This window comes from Sphingobacterium populi (genome assembly GCF_001586775.1).
Lineage (GTDB): Bacteria > Bacteroidota > Bacteroidia > Sphingobacteriales > Sphingobacteriaceae > Sphingobacterium > Sphingobacterium populi.
The window spans coordinates 64987-85848 of sequence record NZ_LQXS01000004.1; the positions used below are offsets into that span (position 1 = coordinate 64987).

Annotated in this window: 18 protein-coding genes and 2 pseudogenes; 7 read left to right on the plus strand and 13 right to left on the minus strand. The window is 42.5% G+C overall.

The annotated features are described in order from the left end of the window. Window positions 1–9: 9 nt before the first annotated feature. Window positions 10–1239, minus strand: a complete 1230-nt coding sequence (locus A0125_RS11135) for an HD domain-containing protein (RefSeq protein WP_066755966.1) — start codon at window positions 1237–1239, stop codon at window positions 10–12. A gap of 226 nt (window positions 1240–1465) precedes the next feature. Here A0125_RS11135 and porX point away from each other — a divergent pair. The 7 genes and pseudogenes from porX (at window position 1466) to hemW (ending at window position 7984) form a co-directional block, all read left to right on the plus strand. Next, window positions 1466–3017 (plus strand): annotated as a pseudogene (gene porX, locus A0125_RS11140) (T9SS response regulator signal transducer PorX). Between the two features lie 12 nt (window positions 3018–3029). Next, window positions 3030–3440 (plus strand): tRNA (adenosine(37)-N6)-threonylcarbamoyltransferase complex ATPase subunit type 1 TsaE, encoded by a 411-nt coding sequence (gene tsaE / locus A0125_RS11145; protein WP_066755968.1) that lies wholly within the window; start codon window positions 3030–3032, stop codon window positions 3438–3440. Between the two features lie 77 nt (window positions 3441–3517). Continuing rightward, on the plus strand, window positions 3518–4063 hold the full coding sequence (locus tag A0125_RS11150) for an RNA polymerase sigma factor (RefSeq protein ID WP_066755972.1): 546 nt from the start codon (window positions 3518–3520) through the stop codon (window positions 4061–4063). A 14-nt stretch (window positions 4064–4077) separates the two neighbouring features. Further along, window positions 4078–4884 (plus strand): hypothetical protein, encoded by an 807-nt coding sequence (locus A0125_RS11155; RefSeq protein WP_066755975.1) that lies wholly within the window; start codon window positions 4078–4080, stop codon window positions 4882–4884. A gap of 27 nt (window positions 4885–4911) precedes the next feature. Continuing rightward, window positions 4912–5727: an outer membrane beta-barrel protein gene (locus tag A0125_RS11160; protein ID WP_231863217.1), complete on the plus strand. Its 816-nt coding sequence runs from the start codon at window positions 4912–4914 to the stop codon at window positions 5725–5727. 67 nt (window positions 5728–5794) lie between these two features. Further along, window positions 5795–6844 carry an ABC transporter ATP-binding protein gene (locus A0125_RS11165; protein WP_066755981.1) on the plus strand — a complete coding sequence of 350 codons (1050 nt, stop codon included), beginning with the start codon at window positions 5795–5797 and terminating at the stop codon, window positions 6842–6844. 12 nt (window positions 6845–6856) lie between these two features. Further along, window positions 6857–7984, plus strand: a complete 1128-nt coding sequence (hemW, locus tag A0125_RS11170) for a radical SAM family heme chaperone HemW (RefSeq protein WP_082785014.1) — start codon at window positions 6857–6859, stop codon at window positions 7982–7984. 29 nt (window positions 7985–8013) lie between these two features. Here hemW and A0125_RS11175 read toward each other — a convergent pair whose 3' ends face one another. The 12 genes and pseudogenes from A0125_RS11175 to A0125_RS11225 all read right to left on the minus strand — a co-directional run bounded on the left by A0125_RS11175 (window position 8014) and on the right by A0125_RS11225 (window position 20849). Next, on the minus strand, window positions 8014–9063 hold the full coding sequence (locus tag A0125_RS11175; protein ID WP_066755984.1) for an AI-2E family transporter: 1050 nt from the start codon (window positions 9061–9063) through the stop codon (window positions 8014–8016). A 45-nt stretch (window positions 9064–9108) separates the two neighbouring features. Continuing rightward, on the minus strand, window positions 9109–9879 hold the full coding sequence (locus tag A0125_RS11180) for an enoyl-CoA hydratase-related protein (RefSeq protein ID WP_066755988.1): 771 nt from the start codon (window positions 9877–9879) through the stop codon (window positions 9109–9111). Window positions 9880–9891: 12 nt separating this feature from the next. Beyond that, a complete protein-coding gene (locus A0125_RS11185) occupies window positions 9892–12420 on the minus strand; it encodes a DUF5686 family protein (protein WP_066755991.1) in 2529 nt (842 codons plus the stop codon). Window positions 12421–12524: 104 nt separating this feature from the next. Next, entirely contained in the window at window positions 12525–12752 is a 228-nt protein-coding gene (locus tag A0125_RS16535; protein WP_317038812.1) for a hypothetical protein, read from the minus strand. Window positions 12753–12766: 14 nt separating this feature from the next. Next, window positions 12767–13918 (minus strand): NADH-quinone oxidoreductase subunit N, encoded by a 1152-nt coding sequence (locus A0125_RS11190; protein WP_317038813.1) that lies wholly within the window; start codon window positions 13916–13918, stop codon window positions 12767–12769. A 19-nt stretch (window positions 13919–13937) separates the two neighbouring features. After that, on the minus strand, window positions 13938–15398 hold the full coding sequence (locus A0125_RS11195) for a complex I subunit 4 family protein (protein ID WP_066755993.1): 1461 nt from the start codon (window positions 15396–15398) through the stop codon (window positions 13938–13940). A gap of 22 nt (window positions 15399–15420) precedes the next feature. Further along, a complete protein-coding gene (gene nuoL, locus A0125_RS11200; RefSeq protein WP_066755996.1) occupies window positions 15421–17337 on the minus strand; it encodes an NADH-quinone oxidoreductase subunit L in 1917 nt (638 codons plus the stop codon). Between the two features lie 69 nt (window positions 17338–17406). Further along, the gene (nuoK, locus tag A0125_RS11205) at window positions 17407–17736 is read right to left on the minus strand and encodes an NADH-quinone oxidoreductase subunit NuoK (RefSeq protein WP_066755999.1); all 330 of its coding nucleotides are present in this window, start codon (window positions 17734–17736) and stop codon (window positions 17407–17409) included. Next, a complete protein-coding gene (locus tag A0125_RS11210; protein WP_066756002.1) occupies window positions 17729–18238 on the minus strand; it encodes an NADH-quinone oxidoreductase subunit J family protein in 510 nt (169 codons plus the stop codon). Before A0125_RS11210 ends, nuoK begins: the two co-directional genes overlap by 8 nt. 11 nt (window positions 18239–18249) lie before the next feature. Further along, window positions 18250–18763 (minus strand): annotated as a pseudogene (locus tag A0125_RS11215) (NuoI/complex I 23 kDa subunit family protein). Window positions 18764–18781: 18 nt separating this feature from the next. Further along, window positions 18782–19819 (minus strand): NADH-quinone oxidoreductase subunit NuoH, encoded by a 1038-nt coding sequence (gene nuoH / locus A0125_RS11220; RefSeq protein ID WP_066756005.1) that lies wholly within the window; start codon window positions 19817–19819, stop codon window positions 18782–18784. A gap of 13 nt (window positions 19820–19832) precedes the next feature. After that, window positions 19833–20849 (minus strand): 2Fe-2S iron-sulfur cluster-binding protein, encoded by a 1017-nt coding sequence (locus tag A0125_RS11225; protein WP_066756550.1) that lies wholly within the window; start codon window positions 20847–20849, stop codon window positions 19833–19835. Window positions 20850–20862 lie beyond the last annotated feature (13 nt).

Genomic DNA, 20862 nt, shown 5'->3' on the forward strand with positions numbered 1-20862 from the left:
AATACTCTTTTAATTAATTATTTCTTTAGGATAAATAACCGCATGCTTAACTACAATTTTAGACAACGCTCCCAGGTTTGATAAATCTGATGCTGCTGTAATGTCTAGCAATGTTCCATCTTTCGATAAAACATGGATATTATTTTGAGCAGGATCATAAGCACTATTCTGGATCGTCTGTTGGTAAATAAAATAATCTACCTCATGGTCTTCCAGATCAAATGCTACTTGAGTTAGTTGCTGCAGCTTCTCAAACTCTGCGGATGTGATCTGCTCACTGCGCATTTCAGTTCGAAAGAGCTCTCTATTCATTAATTTGGAACACAGTATGCGTAATATCTTGTCATCGTGTGTGCTCCACGCCTTGATTGCCGACATAATGTCTGTATCATCTAAACGAGTAAACCATGAAAGATGAGACTGATCGCTCATAAAATTGTCTTTCGTAATGCGTTGGTGTAGAAAATGCACAAGAGCCGGACTGGCAAACATGGCCACTCCCTCCTGCGCCAATTCTTTAGCGCGCCTCAAGGCTTGCAGCAACATTTGCTCTGCCGCGACCACGGTCTTGTGCAGATATACTTGCCAGTACATAAGTCGTCTTGCAATCAAAAAGTTCTCCACCGAATAGATCCCCTTCTGCTCAATAACTAATTGATCGTCAACAACGTACAACATCTTGATGATGCGATCAAATGATATCACTCCTTCTGATACACCCGTAAAAAAACTATCACGATTAAGATAATCCATCCGATCCGTATCCAATTGACTCGATACCAACTGATGCAAGAAAGGCCTAGCATATTCATCATTGAAAATACAGATTGCTAGATCTAACCTACCTTGAAAAGCTTCATTCAAACGTTGCATTAAGACAGAAGATATCATCTCGTGCGATACTCCTTCAATGATCGTTTGCTCCAATGAATGAGAAAAAGGCCCATGACCAATATCATGCAACAGGATAGCTGCCAATGCAGCTTCTTCCTCTGCTTCCGAAATTGCTACATCCTTATTACGCAGCGTGCTGATTGCTAGGCTCATCAAGTGCATTGCTCCAATAGCGTGCTGAAAACGAGTATGCAATGCCCCAGGATACACCAGATGACTCATACTACCCTGCTTGATATATCGCAACCGCTGAAAGAATGGATGCTGAATAAGATCATAAATGAAAGCAGATGGAATGGTCACAAAACCATACACCGGATCATTAATTATTTTTTTCTTATTCAATACTTTACAATCTATTGTTATATTATCCTAGTCTTTTGCCGTAGTTCCACAGATAAAGCTGCTCGAATATAACGGCAAAGATACATAGATATGAGTTAATTCTTGTTAAAAATACGCAATGATTTGAATGGTTGGGCATTGAATGGCATTCTCCTGGTTATCTTCACCTTTCAAATCATTTTTAAACTTCAGTTGTTGAACAGATAGTTTACCTTTAGCAATATTTATGCAGAAAACACGAATACTCTGGGCGGATGACGAAATTGAATTTCTAAAGCCACATATATTATTATTAGAGCAAAAGGGATATAAAGTAAAGACCGTAAATAATGGCTATGATGCGGTAGATGCTTTTAAAAGTGACCCGTATGACTTAGTCTTTCTTGACGAAAATATGCCTGGGCTCACTGGACTGGAAACATTAAGTATTCTTAAGTCGGTCAATCCATCAATCCCCACGGTATTGGTCACCAAAAATGAGGAAGAACACCTGATGGAGGACGCCATCGGATCCAAAATAGATGACTACTTGATCAAGCCAGTCAATCCTAAGCAGATACTACTGACTATAAAGAAGCTCACCGAAAACCGTCGGCTCGTCAGCGAGAAAACTTCACTGGCTTACCAACAGGATTTCAGAAATCTGGGTACGATTATGAACGATGCATTGGACTATAAGCAATGGATCGAAGCTTACAAAAAATTGCTTTACTGGGAATTGTCGCTTGAAAAATTGGAAGACAGCGGCATGCATGAGATCCTGACCATGCAGAAATCTGAGGCAAATGCCTTATTCGCCAAGTATGTTGAAAACAATTACCTAAGCTGGATCAATGATCCGGGAAGTGGACCCAACCTGTCACACCATCTTTTAAAAGAAGGTATTCCCGAGTATGGAAGAAGATCGTCCAACGTTTTTTTTCTTGATTGACAACCTACGGTACGATCAGTGGCGCGTTATTAATGAAATAATCACAGAATACTTTAGGCTGGAAGAAGAAGACAGCTACTACAGCATCTTACCAACAGCTACTCAGTATGCGCGAAATGCCATATTTAGCGGACTGACGCCCTTGGAAATGGAGCGACGCTTTCCAGATCACTGGCAAAATGACAACGATGAAGGCGGCAAAAACATGCACGAAGATGTATTCCTTGCCGACCAAATAAAGCGGGTTTATCGTAAAGACATTAAGCATTCGTACACCAAAATATTAACTCACGAGCAAGGAAAGGATGTTTTAGAAAATCTAAACAACTTGATGAATAACGACCTAAATGTGTTGGTCTATAATTTTGTCGATATGCTATCGCATGCCCGTACGGATATGGCCATGATTCGCGAACTAGCTAACGATGATGCCGCTTATCGCTCGCTGACTTTATCATGGTTCGAGCATTCGCCATGGCTCGATGTATTGAAATGGTTAGCTCAGCAGAAAGTGCGTGTGATCGTGACTACAGATCATGGCACTATCCGTGTGAAGAAACCTAGTAAAATAGTGGGTGATCGTAACACCAATACAAATCTACGATACAAGCAAGGCAAAAATCTCAACTACCAGGACAAGGATGTATTTGTGGTCAAAAATCCGCACGATGCGCAACTCCCTAAGCTCAATATCAGTTCGGTGTATACCTTCGCAAAAGAGGACGCTTATTTCGTATATCCTAACAATTACAATCAGTTTGTGAATCATTTCTACGGTACATTCCAACATGGTGGCATATCGCTGGAAGAAATAATCATTCCATTTGCGACGTACACCCCGAAATAAGTAAATTTGCTTATGGAATACCGCGTAGCTAATCTGGCGGACCTCAGCGCGGTCGCCAAAAGTATGGTCCAATCTCTTTCCGACACCCGGGTAATCTTATTTTATGGAGATATGGGCGCCGGAAAAACGACTTTCATCAAAGAATTGTGTACACAACTTGGCGTGGTTGAAAATACGTCGAGCCCTACATTTTCTATTGTGAACGAATATGCATCTTCTAATGGCCCTGTCTACCATTTCGACTTCTACAGATTAAGAGATGAACAAGAAGCATTTGATATGGGCTATGAAGAGTACCTATATTCTGGCGCATATTGCCTAATCGAGTGGCCAGAAAAAATCACCAATTTATTACCAGCAGACGCGAAGTCGGTTCATATACATGTTACTGGCCCCGAAAGCCGTCTTATTAAACTCATTTAAGTTTATTTAACTTTTTTTTCTAGCTGCTGCAACCATTCCTTCAGATTCGCCGTCTTCCTTATAAAACCAACTGAAAATTGAAACTGACGAATATTGACATGGTATGGGACGGCTGCAAAAAGCAGGATCGCAAAGCGCAAGCAGCTTTATACCATCATTTTTCGTCGAAGATGTTTGCGGTTTGTTTGCGGTACGCAAAAGATCATCTGGAAGCAGAAGATATGTTGCAGACTGGCTTTGTGAAGGTTTATACCAAACACCATCTCTATGATGGTGCAGGATCGCTTGAAGGCTGGATCAGACGTATCATGGTCAATACCGCTATTGAGATTTATAGAAAACGGAAGATCACGTATATTGATTTGCAAGAAGAAGGTGGAGAGGTAGCACAAATGGTGAGCACCCTGCCAGCAGATCAGACGGCATACAAAGATTTGTTGCAGTTGGTAAATCAATTGCCAATAAACTACAAAACCATCTTCAACCTGTATGCGATAGAAGGTTTCAGTCATAAAGAGATTGCTGAAAACCTATCTATTACAGAAACGAATTCCAAATCGCAACTTTCGAGGGCCAGGAGCTGGTTGAAAGAGCGATTACTAAAAATGGATAATATTAGTTAACAAGAGGACTGGATATGAAAGATCAGGATATCGATAAACTGTTTCGTGATGCGCTAGAAGGGGAAGAAGCAACCCCAAAGCCTCAATTGTGGGACAAAATCGCGCAGCAGTTGGATGAAGAAATGGCGAGCAAGAAAGACATCGTACCACTCATTCCCGTTGCCAAAAAGCGAAAATATCTTTGGATGCCCTATGCGGCAGCCTGTACCTTGGTAGGAGTAGGATTATTTGCCTATTTCACCAATCAAAACGAAGTTTTCACGCCTCAACCATCTACAGCACATTTGCCAGCTGTAGTAGCAGATGTGGATTCTTCGAATCAGGACAGCGCACCATCACATACTCAAGCAGTAAAAGATATAATTCGGACTGAGAAACAACTCGCTTATAGCCCGGCAACGCCCCATCAGGAAGAATCTACCAAGAAAGTAGTTAACGAACCGGTGGAACAAAAACGAGTTGCTCCTGTTAGAGAGCCAGAACTAAGTCAAAGCGCATTAATCGAGCAATCGGAAGTTTCGACATTGCCCGTTATTCAATTAGCTGAGGTATCGGCCGTAGAGCTTCCCACACGTTTTGTAACAGATGTGGAGCCGATTAAGCCACTCATTGAACCATTTGAAGAGGAGGAAGAAATGATGATAGCCGGTACGGTACGCAAAGCAACAACGAACGTGATCAACAAAATCATAAACGTAGTGAACGACAATACGCCAACGCAGGTAACGAAAGATGTCTATGTGCTAAAGGACGATGAAGGCTCATTTCGACTAGAACTAGGTAACATTTTTGCCAAAAACAGATCAAAAAAACGTAAATAACTATCAAAACATAATCATTAAGCAACTATGAAATCGTACGTATATCACATGATCGTCTGGGTCGCACTTGGACTTTCAGTCACCAACACAGCTCAGGCTCAAACGCAAGATACCTTAATCGCAGAGCGCGATTCGAGTAAAAAGGTGAACATGAATCTTTCGCTAGGAAAAAGTGATGATGATAGTGAAAAAAGCAATAAAAAGAAGATTAAATACCCGCGCGTATTTGGCGGTCTTACATTCTCACGAATTGATTGGGGTTTCTCGCGCCCGATGGACAATGGTAGCTTTACCTTCTCGGAAGAGAATCAGTTTTTATCACATAGCAGAGCGTCCAACTTTGGCTTCGATGTGGCGCAGTTTGGCGTCCGTTTAGATGATAATATTAAGGTTTATACCGCAGCAGGCTTCGAATGGAATTATATGCGATTGACTAGCAATGTGATCTTAAATCAAAATCAGGCTCCACTTACACCTACTTTTGTCGATCCTAACGATGTGAACTACACAAGAAATGTCTTGACTTCGACCTATCTACGCATTCCTGTAGCATTTGAGTGGCGCAGTGCTCGTAGTCGCGGCGGCGATCGCGTACGCATTGTGGCTGGCCCGATGTTCGGTGTGTTACTAAAAGGTTCACAACGCTTACGCAGTAGCGAATTGGGCAAACAGAGTTTTCGTGATACCTACAACTTACAATCCTTCCAGTATGGCGCACATTTACGTGTAGGATTTGGTTCCTTCGGTGTTTTCACCAAATATTACATGAACGATATGTTCGAGCAATCTCCAAATCAGGAAGGATTCAGAAATTTCGCCTTTGGTTTGACCTTAGGTTTCTAGTTAAACAATTCCTGATATTAAAACCGTATTTTTGTGCCGAATCACCTAAAAAGATTCGGCATTTTTTATGAGCACTACTTCATCTTGTCAATTTGTACCACAGGACACACAGCAACATGGCTTACCATTAATCCATGTGAATGAAGTTTCTTGTATTTTTGAAGGCAAGGAAAACGTGATTGCTGTAGATAAGGTTAGTGTTGCCATCGAAGAGAACACCATCACGGCGATTATTGGTGCATCTGGCAGTGGCAAAAGCACGCTTTTGAAATTGATCTATGGGCTGCTCGATCCTTCTGAGGGTGCAATTCGCTATCGCGGATGGTTAGTACCAACGAGGAAAGATAAACTTATCCCTGGCCACGAAGCCATGAAAATGGTTTCGCAGAATTTTGACGATCTCAATCTTTACGCTAAAGTATGGGACAATGTCGCTTCTCAACTATCTAATATTGATCTTGCTTACAAGCAGAAGAAAACAGAAGAGACGTTGCAAAAGCTTCAAATATTACATCTTGCGCAAAAGCGTGTGGCAGATCTCAGTGGTGGCGAACGCCAACGTGTAGCCATTTCGCGTGCTTTAATCAACGATCCGGAAGTGCTTTTAATGGATGAACCTTTCAACCAGGTAGATGCGGCATTTCGCGATGCACTGCAGCACGATATCAAACAGATTGTGGCAGACACCGGGCTCACCGTGATCTTGGTATCTCATGATCCAGCTGAAGTACTTGCTATGTCCGACGAGCTAATTGTGATGAAGGATGGCAAAATCATAGACGCCGGAAAACCCAAAAATTTATATTTCAGCCCGAGTAATATTTATACTGCCCAGCTTTTAGCCAAAAGCAATATCATCTCTGCCAGCCAAGCCAGCAAATTGGGTATTGATACGAGCTCGAATATTGCTATTCATCAGGAAGACATACGCCTAACTAAGAACGAATCGGCAGCCTTTCATGTTCTGTCAATCAAATTTAGAGGCATGTATTACGAGTACATTGTGGGCAATGACGATGTGAGTATACGTGCCGCAAAAATTGGCGAACCTACGCTAGCACAAGGCGATAAGGTGGAACTCCATTTTGAACGATATATTGAATTTAACCCTTCCTAGCAGCTAGCTCTTATGATCTATCTCCACATCCCTTTTTGCAAACAAGCATGCCATTATTGTGATTTTCACTTCAGCACACGTTTGGACGACAAAGCGCTGATGGTTGATGCATTAGTAAGAGAGATAGAACTTCGCTCGGATTATCTGGAAGATCGGCATATTCGTTCGGTCTATTTTGGTGGCGGCACGCCTTCGTTGCTTAATGCTTCGGACATTCAGCGCGTATTGGATAAAATAACACAACATTTTTCGCTAGATGAGCGGGCTGAGATTACGTTAGAAGCAAATCCTGACGACCTCAACGCAGCCAAAATACAAGCACTACGTGCTACACCGATCAATAGATTTAGTATCGGTATTCAATCGTTTTTCGAAGAAGATCTTCGATGGATGAATCGTGCGCATAATGCGCAAGAAGCTGATGCGGTGATTAAGCGCGTTCAGGATGCCGGGTTCGATAATATCACATGTGATCTGATTTATGGTTTTCCTCTGCTGACGGATACAAAATGGCATAGCAATATAGAGCAGTTAATCGGCTATAGCGTACCGCATATTTCCTCCTACGCCATGACGGTGGAAGAGCGCACTGCACTTCACCATCAAATCAAAAGAGGGAAGACAAAAGCTATAGACGAGAGACAGAGTGCTGACCAAATGGCCATTTTGATTGAGAAATTAACAAGCAATGGCTTTGAGCATTACGAAATCTCCAACTTTGCAAAAGATGGCAAGTATGCTCAGCACAATACAAATTATTGGAATGGTACGCATTATTTGGGAATTGGCCCATCTGCACATTCCTTCAATGGTACGTCCCGTTGCTGGAATAAAAGCAACAATGCATTGTACATTCGCGATATAACTAATGGGATTTCTGCTGTGGAAAGCGAAATGCTGAGTACAGAAGATCGTATCAACGAATACATCATGACTAGCCTGCGAACGATGTGGGGCATTCGCAGGAGCGTAGTTGAGCAACAATTTGGTGTGGACGTCATGCATTTTATACTATCTCAGGCTGAGCCCTATATTCTTGGCGAAGAACTTATCTATGACGGAGCTACGCTTACGCTTTCACCAAAAGGCAAACAGCTCGCTGATCGTATTGCCAGCGAGCTGTTTGTATTATCTGAATAAGACGTTGCAATTCAAATTCCCCAACGCGCTTATTGGTTTATCGTCCCTTCTAAAGTTTCCCTTTTTAAGGACAAACGCTTATTCGTCTTGTATACTTTGACTGCCGATAAGAAATATACTAAAAGTAGTGGACCAAAAACTAGCCCCAAAAGTCCGAACAATGGAATACCAATGATTACTCCCACCACCGTAATGATCGGGTGAATATCTCCCATTCGCTTTGCAATGATAAAACGCAACACGTTATCGATGTTAATCACCAAGCCAAATCCCCATATCAACAAACCTACGGGTTGCCAAGTCATTCCCTGCGAAAACATAATGACGGCAGCGGGCACAAAAATAAGTGGTGGCCCGAGCAACGGAATAAAGGATAAAATAGCGGTAATCACACCCCAGAAGAATGGATCGGAAGCCCCAAAAATATAGAATCCGATACTCAAGCACGCACCTTGTACGATAGCAATCAATGTTTGCCCAATGACATTGGCGTAGGTGACATTTTTAAATTCTTCGGCAAGAACACCTGCGCTTGATTCATCAAATGGAAGGTAAAAGCGCAAAGATTGTTCAAAGCTTTTATAGCCCACAAACATAAAATACAGGACAAAATACATCACCGTAATTTCTAGAAATAGATTGGCAGCACCACCTAGCGTACTGGTCAATAAGCCTCCAACATACGAAGAACTCGCCTCTAACTGCTTCTCTATAAAATCTGGCTGCCCCAATTTGTCGCCCGCGAATTGCTTAATCGCATTGACCAAATTGTTTATCCATTCTGGATCACGTTGCAATTCGATAGCTTTCGAGAATAGCATCTTTCCAATACCGTAAAAAGGCATGACAATGATCAAGATCGAAAGGATGATGATAAATATTGCAGAAACAGGCTTAGGCCATTTCCACCGTTCTATTAGAAAGATGTTGAGACCACGAAACAATGTATACATGAGCATGGTACCCAAGAATGCACCGAACAATCCTTGCGTTGCATATAAGATTACACCACCTAATACGAGGACAATCAGCAGAATAATGATATTCCGCTCCTTTTGAGAAAAAACTGGATTTTCCATGTTTAGTTAAAAAAATTTACAGTATGATGTGGTTATAACACGAAATTAGAAATTTGGTTTGCGTTTTGCAATAAACGCATCCGTCCCCTCACGAAAATCTGGTGTACCAAAGCTTTCTCCAAAAGCTTTGACCTCTTCCTCGTAGCCATCTTTACTTTTATCTAATCCAGCATTCACTACTTTGATCGCTGCCGCGATAGCTTTGGGCGATTTCTCGTACATTTTCTTCAATAAGTGATTGCACGTATTATATAAATCTTCTTGGTTGGTCACGTGGTTTACTAAACCCCACTGATGTGCTTCTACGGCATCAATCATTTCTCCACTCATTATCATTTCTAGCGCTTTACCACGTCCCACTAAACTAGCAAGACGTTGTGTACCGCCATATCCTGGAATCAATCCTAAAGTGACTTCTGGAAGACCCATTTTCGCATTTTGCGATGCTACACGCATGTGGCATGCTAATGCGAGCTCTAATCCTCCACCAAGAGCGTAACCGTTGATCGCAGCAATGATAGGCTTCGGAAATTCGTAAATACGATTCATCACACCGTGCCCCCATTTAGCTAAAGCTGCGCCTTCTTCTGCACTATAGTTCACGAATTCTTTTATATCTGCTCCTGCTACGAAAGCCTTTTCGCCGGCTCCTGTAATTATGACGCCACGGATATCTTTATTTTGAAGTAATTCCTGGCTAAAGGCATGATCAATCTCTTCAAGCGTTTCTCTGTTGAGTGCATTTAAAAATTTGGGACGAGTGATTTCCAACAGCGCGGTTTGGTCGAGCAATTGGATAGTAATGTTGTTGTACATAACTGTTAGGTGTTAGGTGTTAGAAGTTAATGGACAGCGAGACGCGGTATCTATCCTGACTGATGTTTGGAAATTCACGATGTGTAAGCCTGCGTACGTATCTACACGAAGTACACGAAGAATATTATCTATTCCCGCCGATGCTTCCCAATATGGCTTGCCATTCTGGCTTCTTGTTAACGGAAGTCCTTGATCGTCCAAGTCAAATTCGAGCACTTGATCACTAAGCGCGGGATCGTTGTGTGGACTCATTCGCCCATAAAACCCTTGGGCGCCCCAAATCTCTCGTAATTTTAACCTTCGCAATAAAGGAATTTTGTTAAAGATAAAGCCATTTAACGCATGTTGAAAACCGAACTTAACGTATTGATCGGCTGCGAACTCCATGCTATTCATCAAATCATAGCGAATTTCGTGCCGACCATCAAGTTCTCGCTGTCTTACGTTGGGCATGTGCAAAAGAGTGTAGGGTAGCACGCCCCATATTTTGCCACCTGTGATGGTCACATCAGCAAATCCAAATTGATCCAAAAAGAGTCGACGTGATACCGATGCCTTGATCATATCATAGTCGTAGGGCGCATCCAAAAACCCCTTAAGGCCTTTGTTATATTGTACGGTAAATACAGGATGTCGTTCGATAATGGTCCGTCGAGTCAAGTTGCGATAATAAAATCTTTCGTACGGCGCCCAGCGCAAAATAACTTCCACATCGTTCGTATTAATATCTCGAACAGCCCTATTAGGATCGCCTGAGCTTATCAATCGGAAATCGCCGATCGTACGGCGTTTGATATGACTAAATGCCGTGGCTACAGAGAAGTGATTGCCAAACTCTACCACATGCCCCAGGCGATAAGCATCTGTCATAAACCATTTTGTGGGGCGATTTCTCCGGAATGAATCAAAAAAACTATCTCCGCGTAAAAAACTTGGCTGACGACCAGGCTCTAAGATATCATGCTGGATCGAACCTTCTACATAATGTGCCGGAAAAGTAGCAATATTGCGCCCATCTAGTGATACTGCGGTACGTAAGAAGTATTTTAGGTCGTTATCACGCGTGCCATACGCCAAATAACCTTCCATGTACATTTTTTCGGAAAGCAAAGGTGTTGTTCTTCCTCCAAAGCGAATACGATTGCCTTCAATATTGTTCCGGCTATAGGTATATTCCAAAGGGCCTAATTCAAATGCATTGAGATTATAATATCCCTGTGCTATCAAATAGCCTAACGCTATCGTTGATCTAAAAGTAGGATTATTTTTAAGCCGCTCGATATTCTCGTACGTATTCCGCTCAAATACAGAAAGGGGTACTGGCCGATTAGGAATAAATGTACTAACATTGGGTATAACCTCTACTGGCGGCCCGCTAAATACTGAATTATCAATAGGGCTTTCTAAATCATAATCCCGATGTATACTCATTCGCTCGCCATACATCGCTTGATTATTTTCAGAACCAAAAGATACCGCTACATGTGTACTATCTAATAGCATCGCGCCGCCCGCTCTTGGTGAATAGTTCAACTCCAGATCTACCGCACTAATCCAGTTAATATTGGCCGAGGGTCCTAGATGTAATTCAACACGTTTTACTGCATAACTACCATCTAATGACACCTGCAATTTACCTCTAAACAATAGATCTTTATCGTTACGAGGCACAAATTCCAACTCCATGAATTGGCCATGCGCATTTTTAACCGTATCGATGAGAAAATATTTGTAGAAGGTCTTGCCGCTATTCGCTATCGGACTTAGGATGAGTTTGTCCAGCATGAAGATGCTTTCATCATAAATATCAACGGGCTGCAAAACATAGTTGATGTACGATTGAATATTTGGATTATTGATGTAACGTTGGTCAAACTCTGTTTTGATCTGGTGTTCGATACGTCTTTTGGAGCGAGATGGATCACGCTGGCTATATACGCGTGCAAGATTTTCTTCCTGATAAATTCCCAGCACTTTTTTCCCCGGTAGGCTAAGGCTATCCATATAATCCGTTGGAAAGTTTACCAGAGATAGCGTGCGCTTCAAAAGTTTAGGAGGATCTACTATGCCGATCTTAATTTTATCATACTGCTCAAATTGGATGCGAGCATTGCCAGATAAGCGATTTTTTGATTTGTAATGAATGACGGAATCAATTAGTTCAACAGCGGGGTTATTTTTGTTTGAATATTTTCGGTTGATTTGCACCGTAATACCGTCAATTACTGTGCCTTCTGCATTTAAAGAAACTTGGTTTGGTCCTTGCTCACTGACGTGCGCTATTTTCGTAGCATAGCCTATTGAGCTGAATTCTACTTCTGCAGCAGATTGATCCAATATCAATACAAAATGGCCTGTTGAGTCGGATGCCGTGCCCAAATTACTTCCTAACACACGCACTGATACGCCCATTAGTTTATTTCCCGAATCTTCATCTACGACTACACCTTGGATTCTATGCTGTGCAAATACGACAGGTGTTAAACAGGATATCAGAAAAAGCAGGTATATGAATCGAATTGCTAAAACCCCTATAGTCATGTGTCCTTTATGCTCACTCCGATAAAGATACAATTTGTTCGCAGAGTTAATCACTCATAGCGGAAAAACTTACTTGCTTGATTAAACTAGTAGAAGATTCCGTTTTACAGTAAATTAATCAGCCAATCCGGATAAATTCCCACAGCTAGTGTTAAAAGTATTGAAACAGCAAATATGATTTGGAAGTTCAAAGGCATTTTGATGGTCGAAGCGTTTGCCTCTTCTGCTGCCGGCTTGAAGTACAGATGTACCACCACACGCAAGTAGTAGCATACACCAATTACGGCGTTTATCGCTGCGAGTACTAATAGCAAGGTATGGTAACTTTCCATAACTCGGCCAAACATCATAAATTTGCCAATAAACCCGCGGTTAATGGGATACCAGCTAATGACAGCATTGCTATTGTAATGGCTACAGCTAAGAATGGATTTTTCTTGGCTAAGCCATTGAACGATTCAAATTGGTCCGTACCAATCTGTCTTTTTACCAAGATCAACGCTGCAAATGCGACTACAGATGCCAGAGAATAAGCAAAACCATAAGTTAAGATAGCCGAAGGCGAAAGATTTCCGATAGAAAGAATCGCAAACAACATATACCCTGCGTGTGCAATACTAGAATAGGCCAGCATGCGCTTGAAACTAGATTGAACCAGCGCTGAAATATTGCCAACAAATAGTGTAATAATTGCAATGGTCAATAATAGCGGTTCCCAAAACCCATCCAGTGGAATCAAGACCATCGAAAATAAACGAAGGAAACCAGCAAATGAAGCAACTTTTACCACAGTACTCATATACGCCGTCACCAATATCGGCGATCCATCGTATACATCCGGTGTCCAGAAATGAAACGGCGCCGCGCCTACCTTAAAGCATAAACCTACTATCATCAGCAAAATTCCGCCGAAGAACAATGGAGAAATTTGATGATCGGGGGTGTTCCGAACGTATTGTTGCAATTCACTCAAATCGAAGGATCCTGTTGCACCGTACATCAACGTGATGCCGAATAGTAAAAATCCTGTGGAGAATGCGCCCATTAAAAAATACTTCAATGCCGCTTCGTTAGATGCACGATCTTTCTTACGAATACCGACTAGAATGTACAAAGCGACGGACATTACTTCGATCCCGATAAATAGAATCGCGAAATTGTGATAGGAGCATACCAATAAAGCACCTACTAACGAGAAAAGAATCAAGGTGTAATATTCTGCTACATTCTCACTAATTGCCTTGAAATAGGCTTTCGAAAGGGATAATACCAAGCCAGCGATAAATATGCACAAGATCGAAAAAGCAATCGCATAACGATCGAACAGCACCATACCGCTATATTGCGGTTCGGCAATTTTGTCCCAACCATACCATTCGAAACCGACTGCTAATACTAATCCTATTAAGGTGACTGGCAACAGTGCCTTTTTTGCCTTAAAAAGTCCTAAGTACAAAAGCAATATTGCTAGTAATGAAAGCGTGATAATTGCACCCATAATCTATGTTGGTATTAAACTATGCTGTTTTAAATGAAATTTGCTGTAATAAATTCTGTATGCTCGGCTCCGATAACTGTAGCAGATAATTGGGCAAGACACCAATAACAATAACGAAAAGCACTAAAACAGCCAGTATGACTACATCAATGCTTTTAACATCCTTAATCGTACTCGATTGCTCTGATAATTCGCCGAGCATCGTTTTTTGAAAAAGACGAAGCATATACACCGCGCCTAAAATCAAGGTTAGCCCTCCAAAAATGGCGTACCACCAGCCGTATTCGGCTGTGCCAAATAAGCCCTTGAGTAAAAGAAACTCTCCGATAAAACCGTGAGTCAATGGCAAGCCTACGGCTCCCATCACGAGAATCAAAAATGCGATAGCCAGCTTAGGAGCACGCGATGCCAATCCACCCAGTGTAGATAAGCTTCGGCTTCCCGTGTGCCGCTCAATCAAGTCGATTACAAAAAACAAGCCTACGGCCGATATACCGTGGTTTACCATCTGAATCATGGCACCTTGCATACCATCGATCGTCAAAGAAAATACTCCGCCAGCAATAAGCCCGACGTGCGCTATTGACGAATAGGCGATGACACGCTTCGCATCATCCTGCCGAAAGGCTATAAGCGAAGCATATACAATTCCCACAACGCATAAGATCATGACCAGCGTACCGTATTCAAAAACACCTAATGGCGCTATAGGCAACAACCAACGCAACAATCCGTAAATCCCCATTTTGAGCATGATACCAGATAGCAACATGGTACCGGCAGCAGGTGCTTGCACATACGTATTAGGTTGCCAAGTATGAAAGGGAATGATTGGAATCTTGATCGCAAACGCCAAAAAGAATGCCCAAAAAATCCAATGTTGCGCAGTATCAGGAAGATTCAACGCGGTAAATGCTGTCCATTCAAAACTTCTAACAGGTGTTTGCTGGTAGAGGTAAATAATACCAATGAGCATAAAGATACTTCCCGCAAACGTGTAGATGAAAAACTTAAGATTGGTTGCGACCCGATCACCACTACCCCATAATGCACAAATAAAATAGATCGGGATCAAGGCGATCTCCCAGCCTACATAAAAAGAAAACGCATCTAGTGCGGTAAAGACCAACAATAAGCCTAATTGCATAAATAGCACGAGCGCATAAAAATTACCTTTGAAACGCTTGCCATCTGTAGTCGCTATAATAACGGGTATCAATCCGTTGGTCAACAACACCAAGGGCAAACTAATGCCATCCAAGCCAATATGAAAATTGACATTCAGACGTTCCATCCATACCCACAACTGCTCAAACTGAATCCCACCTTGTGGATCAAAACGTAGTAAAAAAGGTAACGTAAGCCCTACATTGAATAATGATAGTAATAAAGCCACCCACTTTGCACGATCCGAACGCACGAAGACCAAAGCGATAGCACTTAATAAAGGGAGCAGCAACAGCGAAAAAAGGTTGTCCATGAATTCTTAGATTATCTTTCTATTAATTTGCAATAAGGCCGTACAACATGATGCCTGCAACGCCCAGTACCATCATAAATATATAAAAACTAACGTGCCCAGTTTGTAAATGCCTGATGCCGTTACCAGCTGATAAAAATCCTTTCCCGACGCGGTTGACTAATCCATCTACGAGTTTCACATCGACTTTCTTAAAAATATCGGCCAAGTTATTCAACGGTTTGGTGATGAGCATTGCATACGCTTCATCTACGTACAACTTGTGATAAGAGAGGCGGTACAATAGGCCACGATCTGTTGTTAACTGCTCCGGTCTGGCCTCAGATTTGACATAGCGCTTGTACGCCAGTAAAGCCATTGCTAGTGCGGCAACAGTAGATATGCCCATGAGCAGATACTCCGTTGTGTGATCTAAATGGAATGGAACGGATACGGCCGCAGAATCGGCAAAGACCGGACTCAAAAAATTAGCTAACCAATGATGTCCCTGCAATGCTTCAGGCACGTTTAGCATACCACCTAACACGGATAACACGGCCAAAATAATCAGTGCCACAGTCATAGGCCAAGGCGATTCGTGCAAATGACTTTTCTGCAACTGCGTACCACGAAAATCGCCTGAAAAGGTCATAAATAATAATCGGAACATATAAAATGCCGTCATCAAAGCACCCGCCAAGCCTAGCACCCAAAAGATTGGGTTTTCGACAAAAGCATAAGCCAAAATCTCATCTTTGGAAAAGAATCCCGCAAAGGGCGGAATCCCAGCGATAGCAATGGTTCCAATGAGCATCGTTGCAAAAGCTATGGGTAAGGCTTTGCGCAATCCGCCCATCTTGCGCATATCTTGCTCATCACTCATCGCGTGTATTACGGAGCCTGCTCCAAGAAACAGTAAAGCTTTGAAGAAAGCGTGTGTCAGTACATGAAAAAATGCACCTGTAAAAGCACCTACGCCCAAACCAAGAAACATATATCCTAACTGTGATACGGTCGAATAAGCCAGTACTTTTTTAATATCATTTTGTGTAAGTGCGATGAATGCTGCCACGACGGCCGTTGCCACACCGACAATCGCGATCACTTGCATCGTAATCGGTGATAGCGTAAACATAATGTTTGAGCGAGCGATCATATAAATACCTGCCGTAACCATGGTCGCCGCATGGATTAACGCAGAAACTGGTGTTGGCCCCGCCATCGCATCGGGCAACCACGTGAACAACGGTATTTGTGCAGATTTTCCTGTTGCAGCAACAAAAAGTAATAAGGTAATAATCAACAACGTCACATCACCGGATACCATGAGCTTGGCTTGCCCTAATACTCCGGCAAATTCTAATGTTCCGAAGTGGGCAATCATAAAGAACAAAGCTATTAAGAAACCTAGGTCACCTATCCGATTCATCACAAAGGCTTTTTTTGCTGCTTTGGCATAATTCGTATTCTTGTACCAAAACCCGATCAATAAGTACGAACAAAGCCCCACACCTTCCCAACCGATAAACATCACGAGGTAATTGCTCCCTAAGACCAATAGCAACATGAAAAAGATGAACAGGTTCAAGTAGCTGAAAAACTTAGCAAATCCCGGATCCTTGTGCATGTACGAAGTGGAGTACAAATGAATCAAAAAGCCGATTCCTGTAACGATCAATAGCATAATGGCACTTAATGGATCTACTAAGAAGCGAAATGATACTTGAAAATCGGAAACCGAAATCCAGGTAAACAATTCCTGCGTCATAACTCCTGTTCCGCCTACCATCCGAGCACGGTAAACTTCTCCAAAAAGTGTTATACTGGCAGCAAATGCGGCAAGTACAGTCCCACACCCTATCAGGCTAACTAGCCAGTGCGGAAGGAAATTGCGCAATGTCCCGATAAATACGAAGCCCAACAAGGGCAGTAAGGGCACTATCCAGATCAATTCGTTCATACGCGGTTAATTTATTCTAAGCAAGTTTATTTTCCTGGGTTAGCAATCTGTTATTCTTTTTCGCTCGTGCTACAAACGCAATTTGGTCAGCGAATCAATATCAATCGATTTGGTATTGCGATACACCATAATTACGATGGCCAACCCGACGGCAACTTCGGCCGCGGCGAGCGCCATGATGAAGAATACGAAGACCTGACCAGCGGGATCAGCATGATGCGCCGAAAAAGCGGCAAGCAGCAAATTCACCGCATTGAGCATCAACTCAATAGACATCATGATAATAATAATATTTCTTCTTGTAAGCACGCCAATAACGCCAATAGCGAAAATGGTACTGCAAAAGATCAAGTAATGCTGCAAGGGAACCCCTTGTAACTGTGTGGCTATATTATCCATGTTGCTTTTTCACTCCTTTCTCATGTTTGGCCAACAAAACTGCTCCTACCATCGCCGTAAGCAACAGGATAGAAGACAATTCGAAAGGTAGTAAAAACTCTCCGAAAAGCACTTTACCCAGACTCTCGACCAACCCAATATTACCGTGAGGTTCGATCAGTACATCGCTTTGCTCTAGTGCTCGGAATGCGCCCAAAAAGGTGGCTAACAAACATAATCCTGCAATCGTACCCATAACCTTCACCAAGGGCGATTTCATTGGTTCCGTATCCTTATTTAAATTCAGCAACATCAACACGAAAAGGAATAATACCATGATCGCACCCATATACACAATGAAATTCACCACAGCCAAAAATTGAGCATTCAGCATGATATAATGTACGGTAAACGTGAAAAACGTAATCACTAAGTACAATACACTGTGTACCGGGTTTTTAGTAAAAATGGTCATCAGCGAAAAAATCACCGAAATAAAAGCTACGAGATAAAAAAAAGACATCGGCTTATAGATTAATCTTTAGCAAGTTTTGTGATATCAAATTTGGGTTCTACCAATTTATCTTTCCCATAGATAAAATCTTTCCTGAGGTAGTCCGCCGTTACATGTGGCCCATCCAGATAAATGGCCTCTTTGGGGCAAGCTTCTTCGCATAATCCACAGAAGATACAGCGGAGCATATTGATCTCATACACGGCTGCATATTTTTCTTCGCGATAAAGGTGCTCTTCACTTTTAGTTCGTTCGGCAGAAGTCATCGTAATTGCTTCCGCAGGACAAGACAAAGCGCACAATCCGCAAGCCGTGCACCGCTCTCTACCTTGCTCGTCGCGTTTTAAAGAGTGCTGCCCCCGAAAATTTTTGGAATAAGGACGCACTTCTTCCGGATATTTCACCGTTGGGATTTTTTAAAAAATGCCGAAGCGTAATAGACAATCCCTTTGCTATGGCAGGCAGATAAATGCGCTCCCAAAAGTTCATGGGTTTTTGTTCTAGTACTTTTTTTCTATTCGATAACGACTGCATATAATTCGAAGCTCCTCTCTAAAAAAATGTATCCTTAATCAATATGATCACACCTGTGAGCACAATATTCGCAATAGCCAAAGGTATTAGCTTCTTCCAGCCCAAACGCATCAGTTGGTCGTATCGAAACCGTGGCAACGTCCATCTGATCCACATAAAGAAGAAGATAAAAGCAAATATTTTGGCAAAAAACACCAATACACCAATGATCGTGATCCAGTTGTCCGAAAGTCCCAAATCGTACATAAAAGGGAAGTTGTAACCACCAAAATACAAAGCTGCCATCAGTGCCGACGACACAAACATGTTGATGTATTCTGAAAACATATATAAGCCCAACTTCATGGACGAATACTCGGTATGATATCCACCCACTAATTCGGTTTCACACTCTGGTAAATCGAATGGTACGCGATTACATTCAGCAAATGCACAGACGACGAAGATGATAAAGCCGAGCGGTTGTGCCCAGATATTCCAATTAACAAATCCGGATTGCTGCGCTACGATCTCCCCAATAGAAAGTGTGCCGGTCACCATTAACAAGGCGATCAACGACAAGCCCAAACCAATCTCGTAACTAATACTTTGCGAAGCAGCACGAATAGCGCCCATCAAAGAAAACTTGTTGTTGGACGCCCATCCTCCCAGCATAATCCCATATACACCAAGCGCAATGACACCAAAAATGTATAATACTCCGATATTGACTTCTGCCACTTGCAAGGTGATACTCACATCGCCAATAGTAAGTGTTTGCCCCCACGGAATAACAGCGGAGCTAATACATGCCGTGATAATGGCAATCACTGGACCGATGATAAATAAGCCTTTGTGTGCCCCTGCCGGAATGATTTCTTCTTTAAAAAAGAACTTACCTCCATCACAAAGCGGCTGTAGCAATCCGAATGCTCCGGCGCGATCCGGCCCATGCCGATCCTGCATAAATCCCGCGATTTTGCGTTCGGCCAAGGTCGAATACATTGCGATTACTAAGGTGATCGTAAATACGATCACTACCAATATCAATTTTTCTAATAGAAATGCTGTCTCCATAGCTGCTCGTCGCCTATTTCAGTTTCTCGGTTCTTGCCAACTGTTCCCAATTGGCCTCTTTTAATGGCATATTTTCCGGAATCACGGCCGGTGGCTGGAACTGTGTGTAGTGGTTCGAAGCGATGACGGATTCCTGACTCACTTTAGCTGGATCTTCCAGAATCCAATCTGCCGTTTCTTTCTTATCAAAACGACAGGTGTTACAGATAAAGTCTTCGACCTCATCGTATTCGTCCTTGCGCGCGGTCACGCGCAATACATCTGCTCCTTTGTACCACAAGGTCACTTTTCCAGAGCACGAAGGGCAATCCCGATGTGCATTGACTGGTTTAGTAAACCAAACCCGATTTTTGAAGCGGAATGTTTTGTCGGTCAACGCGCCTACTGGACACACATCGATCACATTTCCGATGAAATCATTTTCTAACGCATTCTCAATAAATGTGGAAATCTCTGCATGATCTCCACGGTACAAGATGCCATGCTCGCGAGTATTCGTCAATTGATTGGCAACATATACACAACGGTAACACAGAATACAACGATTCATATGCAGTTGAATCTGGTCTCCGATATCAATCCGCTCAAACGTACGACGAGGAAAGTCATAACGCGTGTTCTCAGAACCATGCTCATAACCCAAATCTTGCAGTTTACATTCTCCAGCTTGATCGCATACCGGACAATCTAGTGGGTGATTGATTAATAGCATCTCGACCACACTTTTTCGTGCGTCTATCACGTCTGGCGAGGTAATATTTTGTACTTCCATGCCATCCATTACCGTTGTGCGGCATGACGCAACGAGTTTCGGCATTGGCCGAGGGTCTTTCTCTGATCCTTTAGTGACTTTTACCAAACAGGTACGGCATTTACCGCCACTGCCTTCCAACTTGGAGTAATAACACATAGCCGGCGGCACAATATCTCCACCGATCTGACGGGCAGCGTTTAATATTGTTGTACCGGCATCTACATCTACCGATATGCCATCTATACTTACTTTAAATTTTTGTACTTCTTCCGCCATCACCGTTTTCTTA

What these genes read in the sequence shown, in the direction of transcription:
- tsaE (WP_066755968.1), top strand. Translation starts at nt 3,030, where the DNA reads ATGGAATACCGCGTAGCTAATCTGGCGGACCTCAGCGCGGTCGCCAAA.
- A0125_RS11155 (WP_066755975.1), top strand. Translation starts at nt 4,078, where the DNA reads ATGAAAGATCAGGATATCGATAAACTGTTTCGTGATGCGCTAGAAGGG.
- A0125_RS11160 (WP_231863217.1), top strand. Translation starts at nt 4,912, where the DNA reads ATGAAATCGTACGTATATCACATGATCGTCTGGGTCGCACTTGGACTT.
- A0125_RS11165 (WP_066755981.1), top strand. Translation starts at nt 5,795, where the DNA reads ATGAGCACTACTTCATCTTGTCAATTTGTACCACAGGACACACAGCAA.
- hemW (WP_082785014.1), top strand. Translation starts at nt 6,857, where the DNA reads ATGATCTATCTCCACATCCCTTTTTGCAAACAAGCATGCCATTATTGT.
- A0125_RS11175 (WP_066755984.1), bottom strand. Translation starts at nt 9,063, where the DNA reads ATGGAAAATCCAGTTTTTTCTCAAAAGGAGCGGAATATCATTATTCTG.
- A0125_RS11180 (WP_066755988.1), bottom strand. Translation starts at nt 9,879, where the DNA reads ATGTACAACAACATTACTATCCAATTGCTCGACCAAACCGCGCTGTTG.
- A0125_RS11185 (WP_066755991.1), bottom strand. Translation starts at nt 12,420, where the DNA reads ATGACTATAGGGGTTTTAGCAATTCGATTCATATACCTGCTTTTTCTG.
- A0125_RS16535 (WP_317038812.1), bottom strand. Translation starts at nt 12,752, where the DNA reads ATGGAAAGTTACCATACCTTGCTATTAGTACTCGCAGCGATAAACGCC.
- A0125_RS11190 (WP_317038813.1), bottom strand. Translation starts at nt 13,918, where the DNA reads ATGGGTGCAATTATCACGCTTTCATTACTAGCAATATTGCTTTTGTAC.
- A0125_RS11195 (WP_066755993.1), bottom strand. Translation starts at nt 15,398, where the DNA reads ATGGACAACCTTTTTTCGCTGTTGCTGCTCCCTTTATTAAGTGCTATC.
- nuoL (WP_066755996.1), bottom strand. Translation starts at nt 17,337, where the DNA reads ATGAACGAATTGATCTGGATAGTGCCCTTACTGCCCTTGTTGGGCTTC.
- nuoK (WP_066755999.1), bottom strand. Translation starts at nt 17,736, where the DNA reads ATGGATAATATAGCCACACAGTTACAAGGGGTTCCCTTGCAGCATTAC.
- A0125_RS11210 (WP_066756002.1), bottom strand. Translation starts at nt 18,238, where the DNA reads ATGTCTTTTTTTTATCTCGTAGCTTTTATTTCGGTGATTTTTTCGCTG.
- nuoH (WP_066756005.1), bottom strand. Translation starts at nt 19,819, where the DNA reads ATGGAGACAGCATTTCTATTAGAAAAATTGATATTGGTAGTGATCGTA.
- A0125_RS11225 (WP_066756550.1), bottom strand. Translation starts at nt 20,849, where the DNA reads ATGGCGGAAGAAGTACAAAAATTTAAAGTAAGTATAGATGGCATATCG.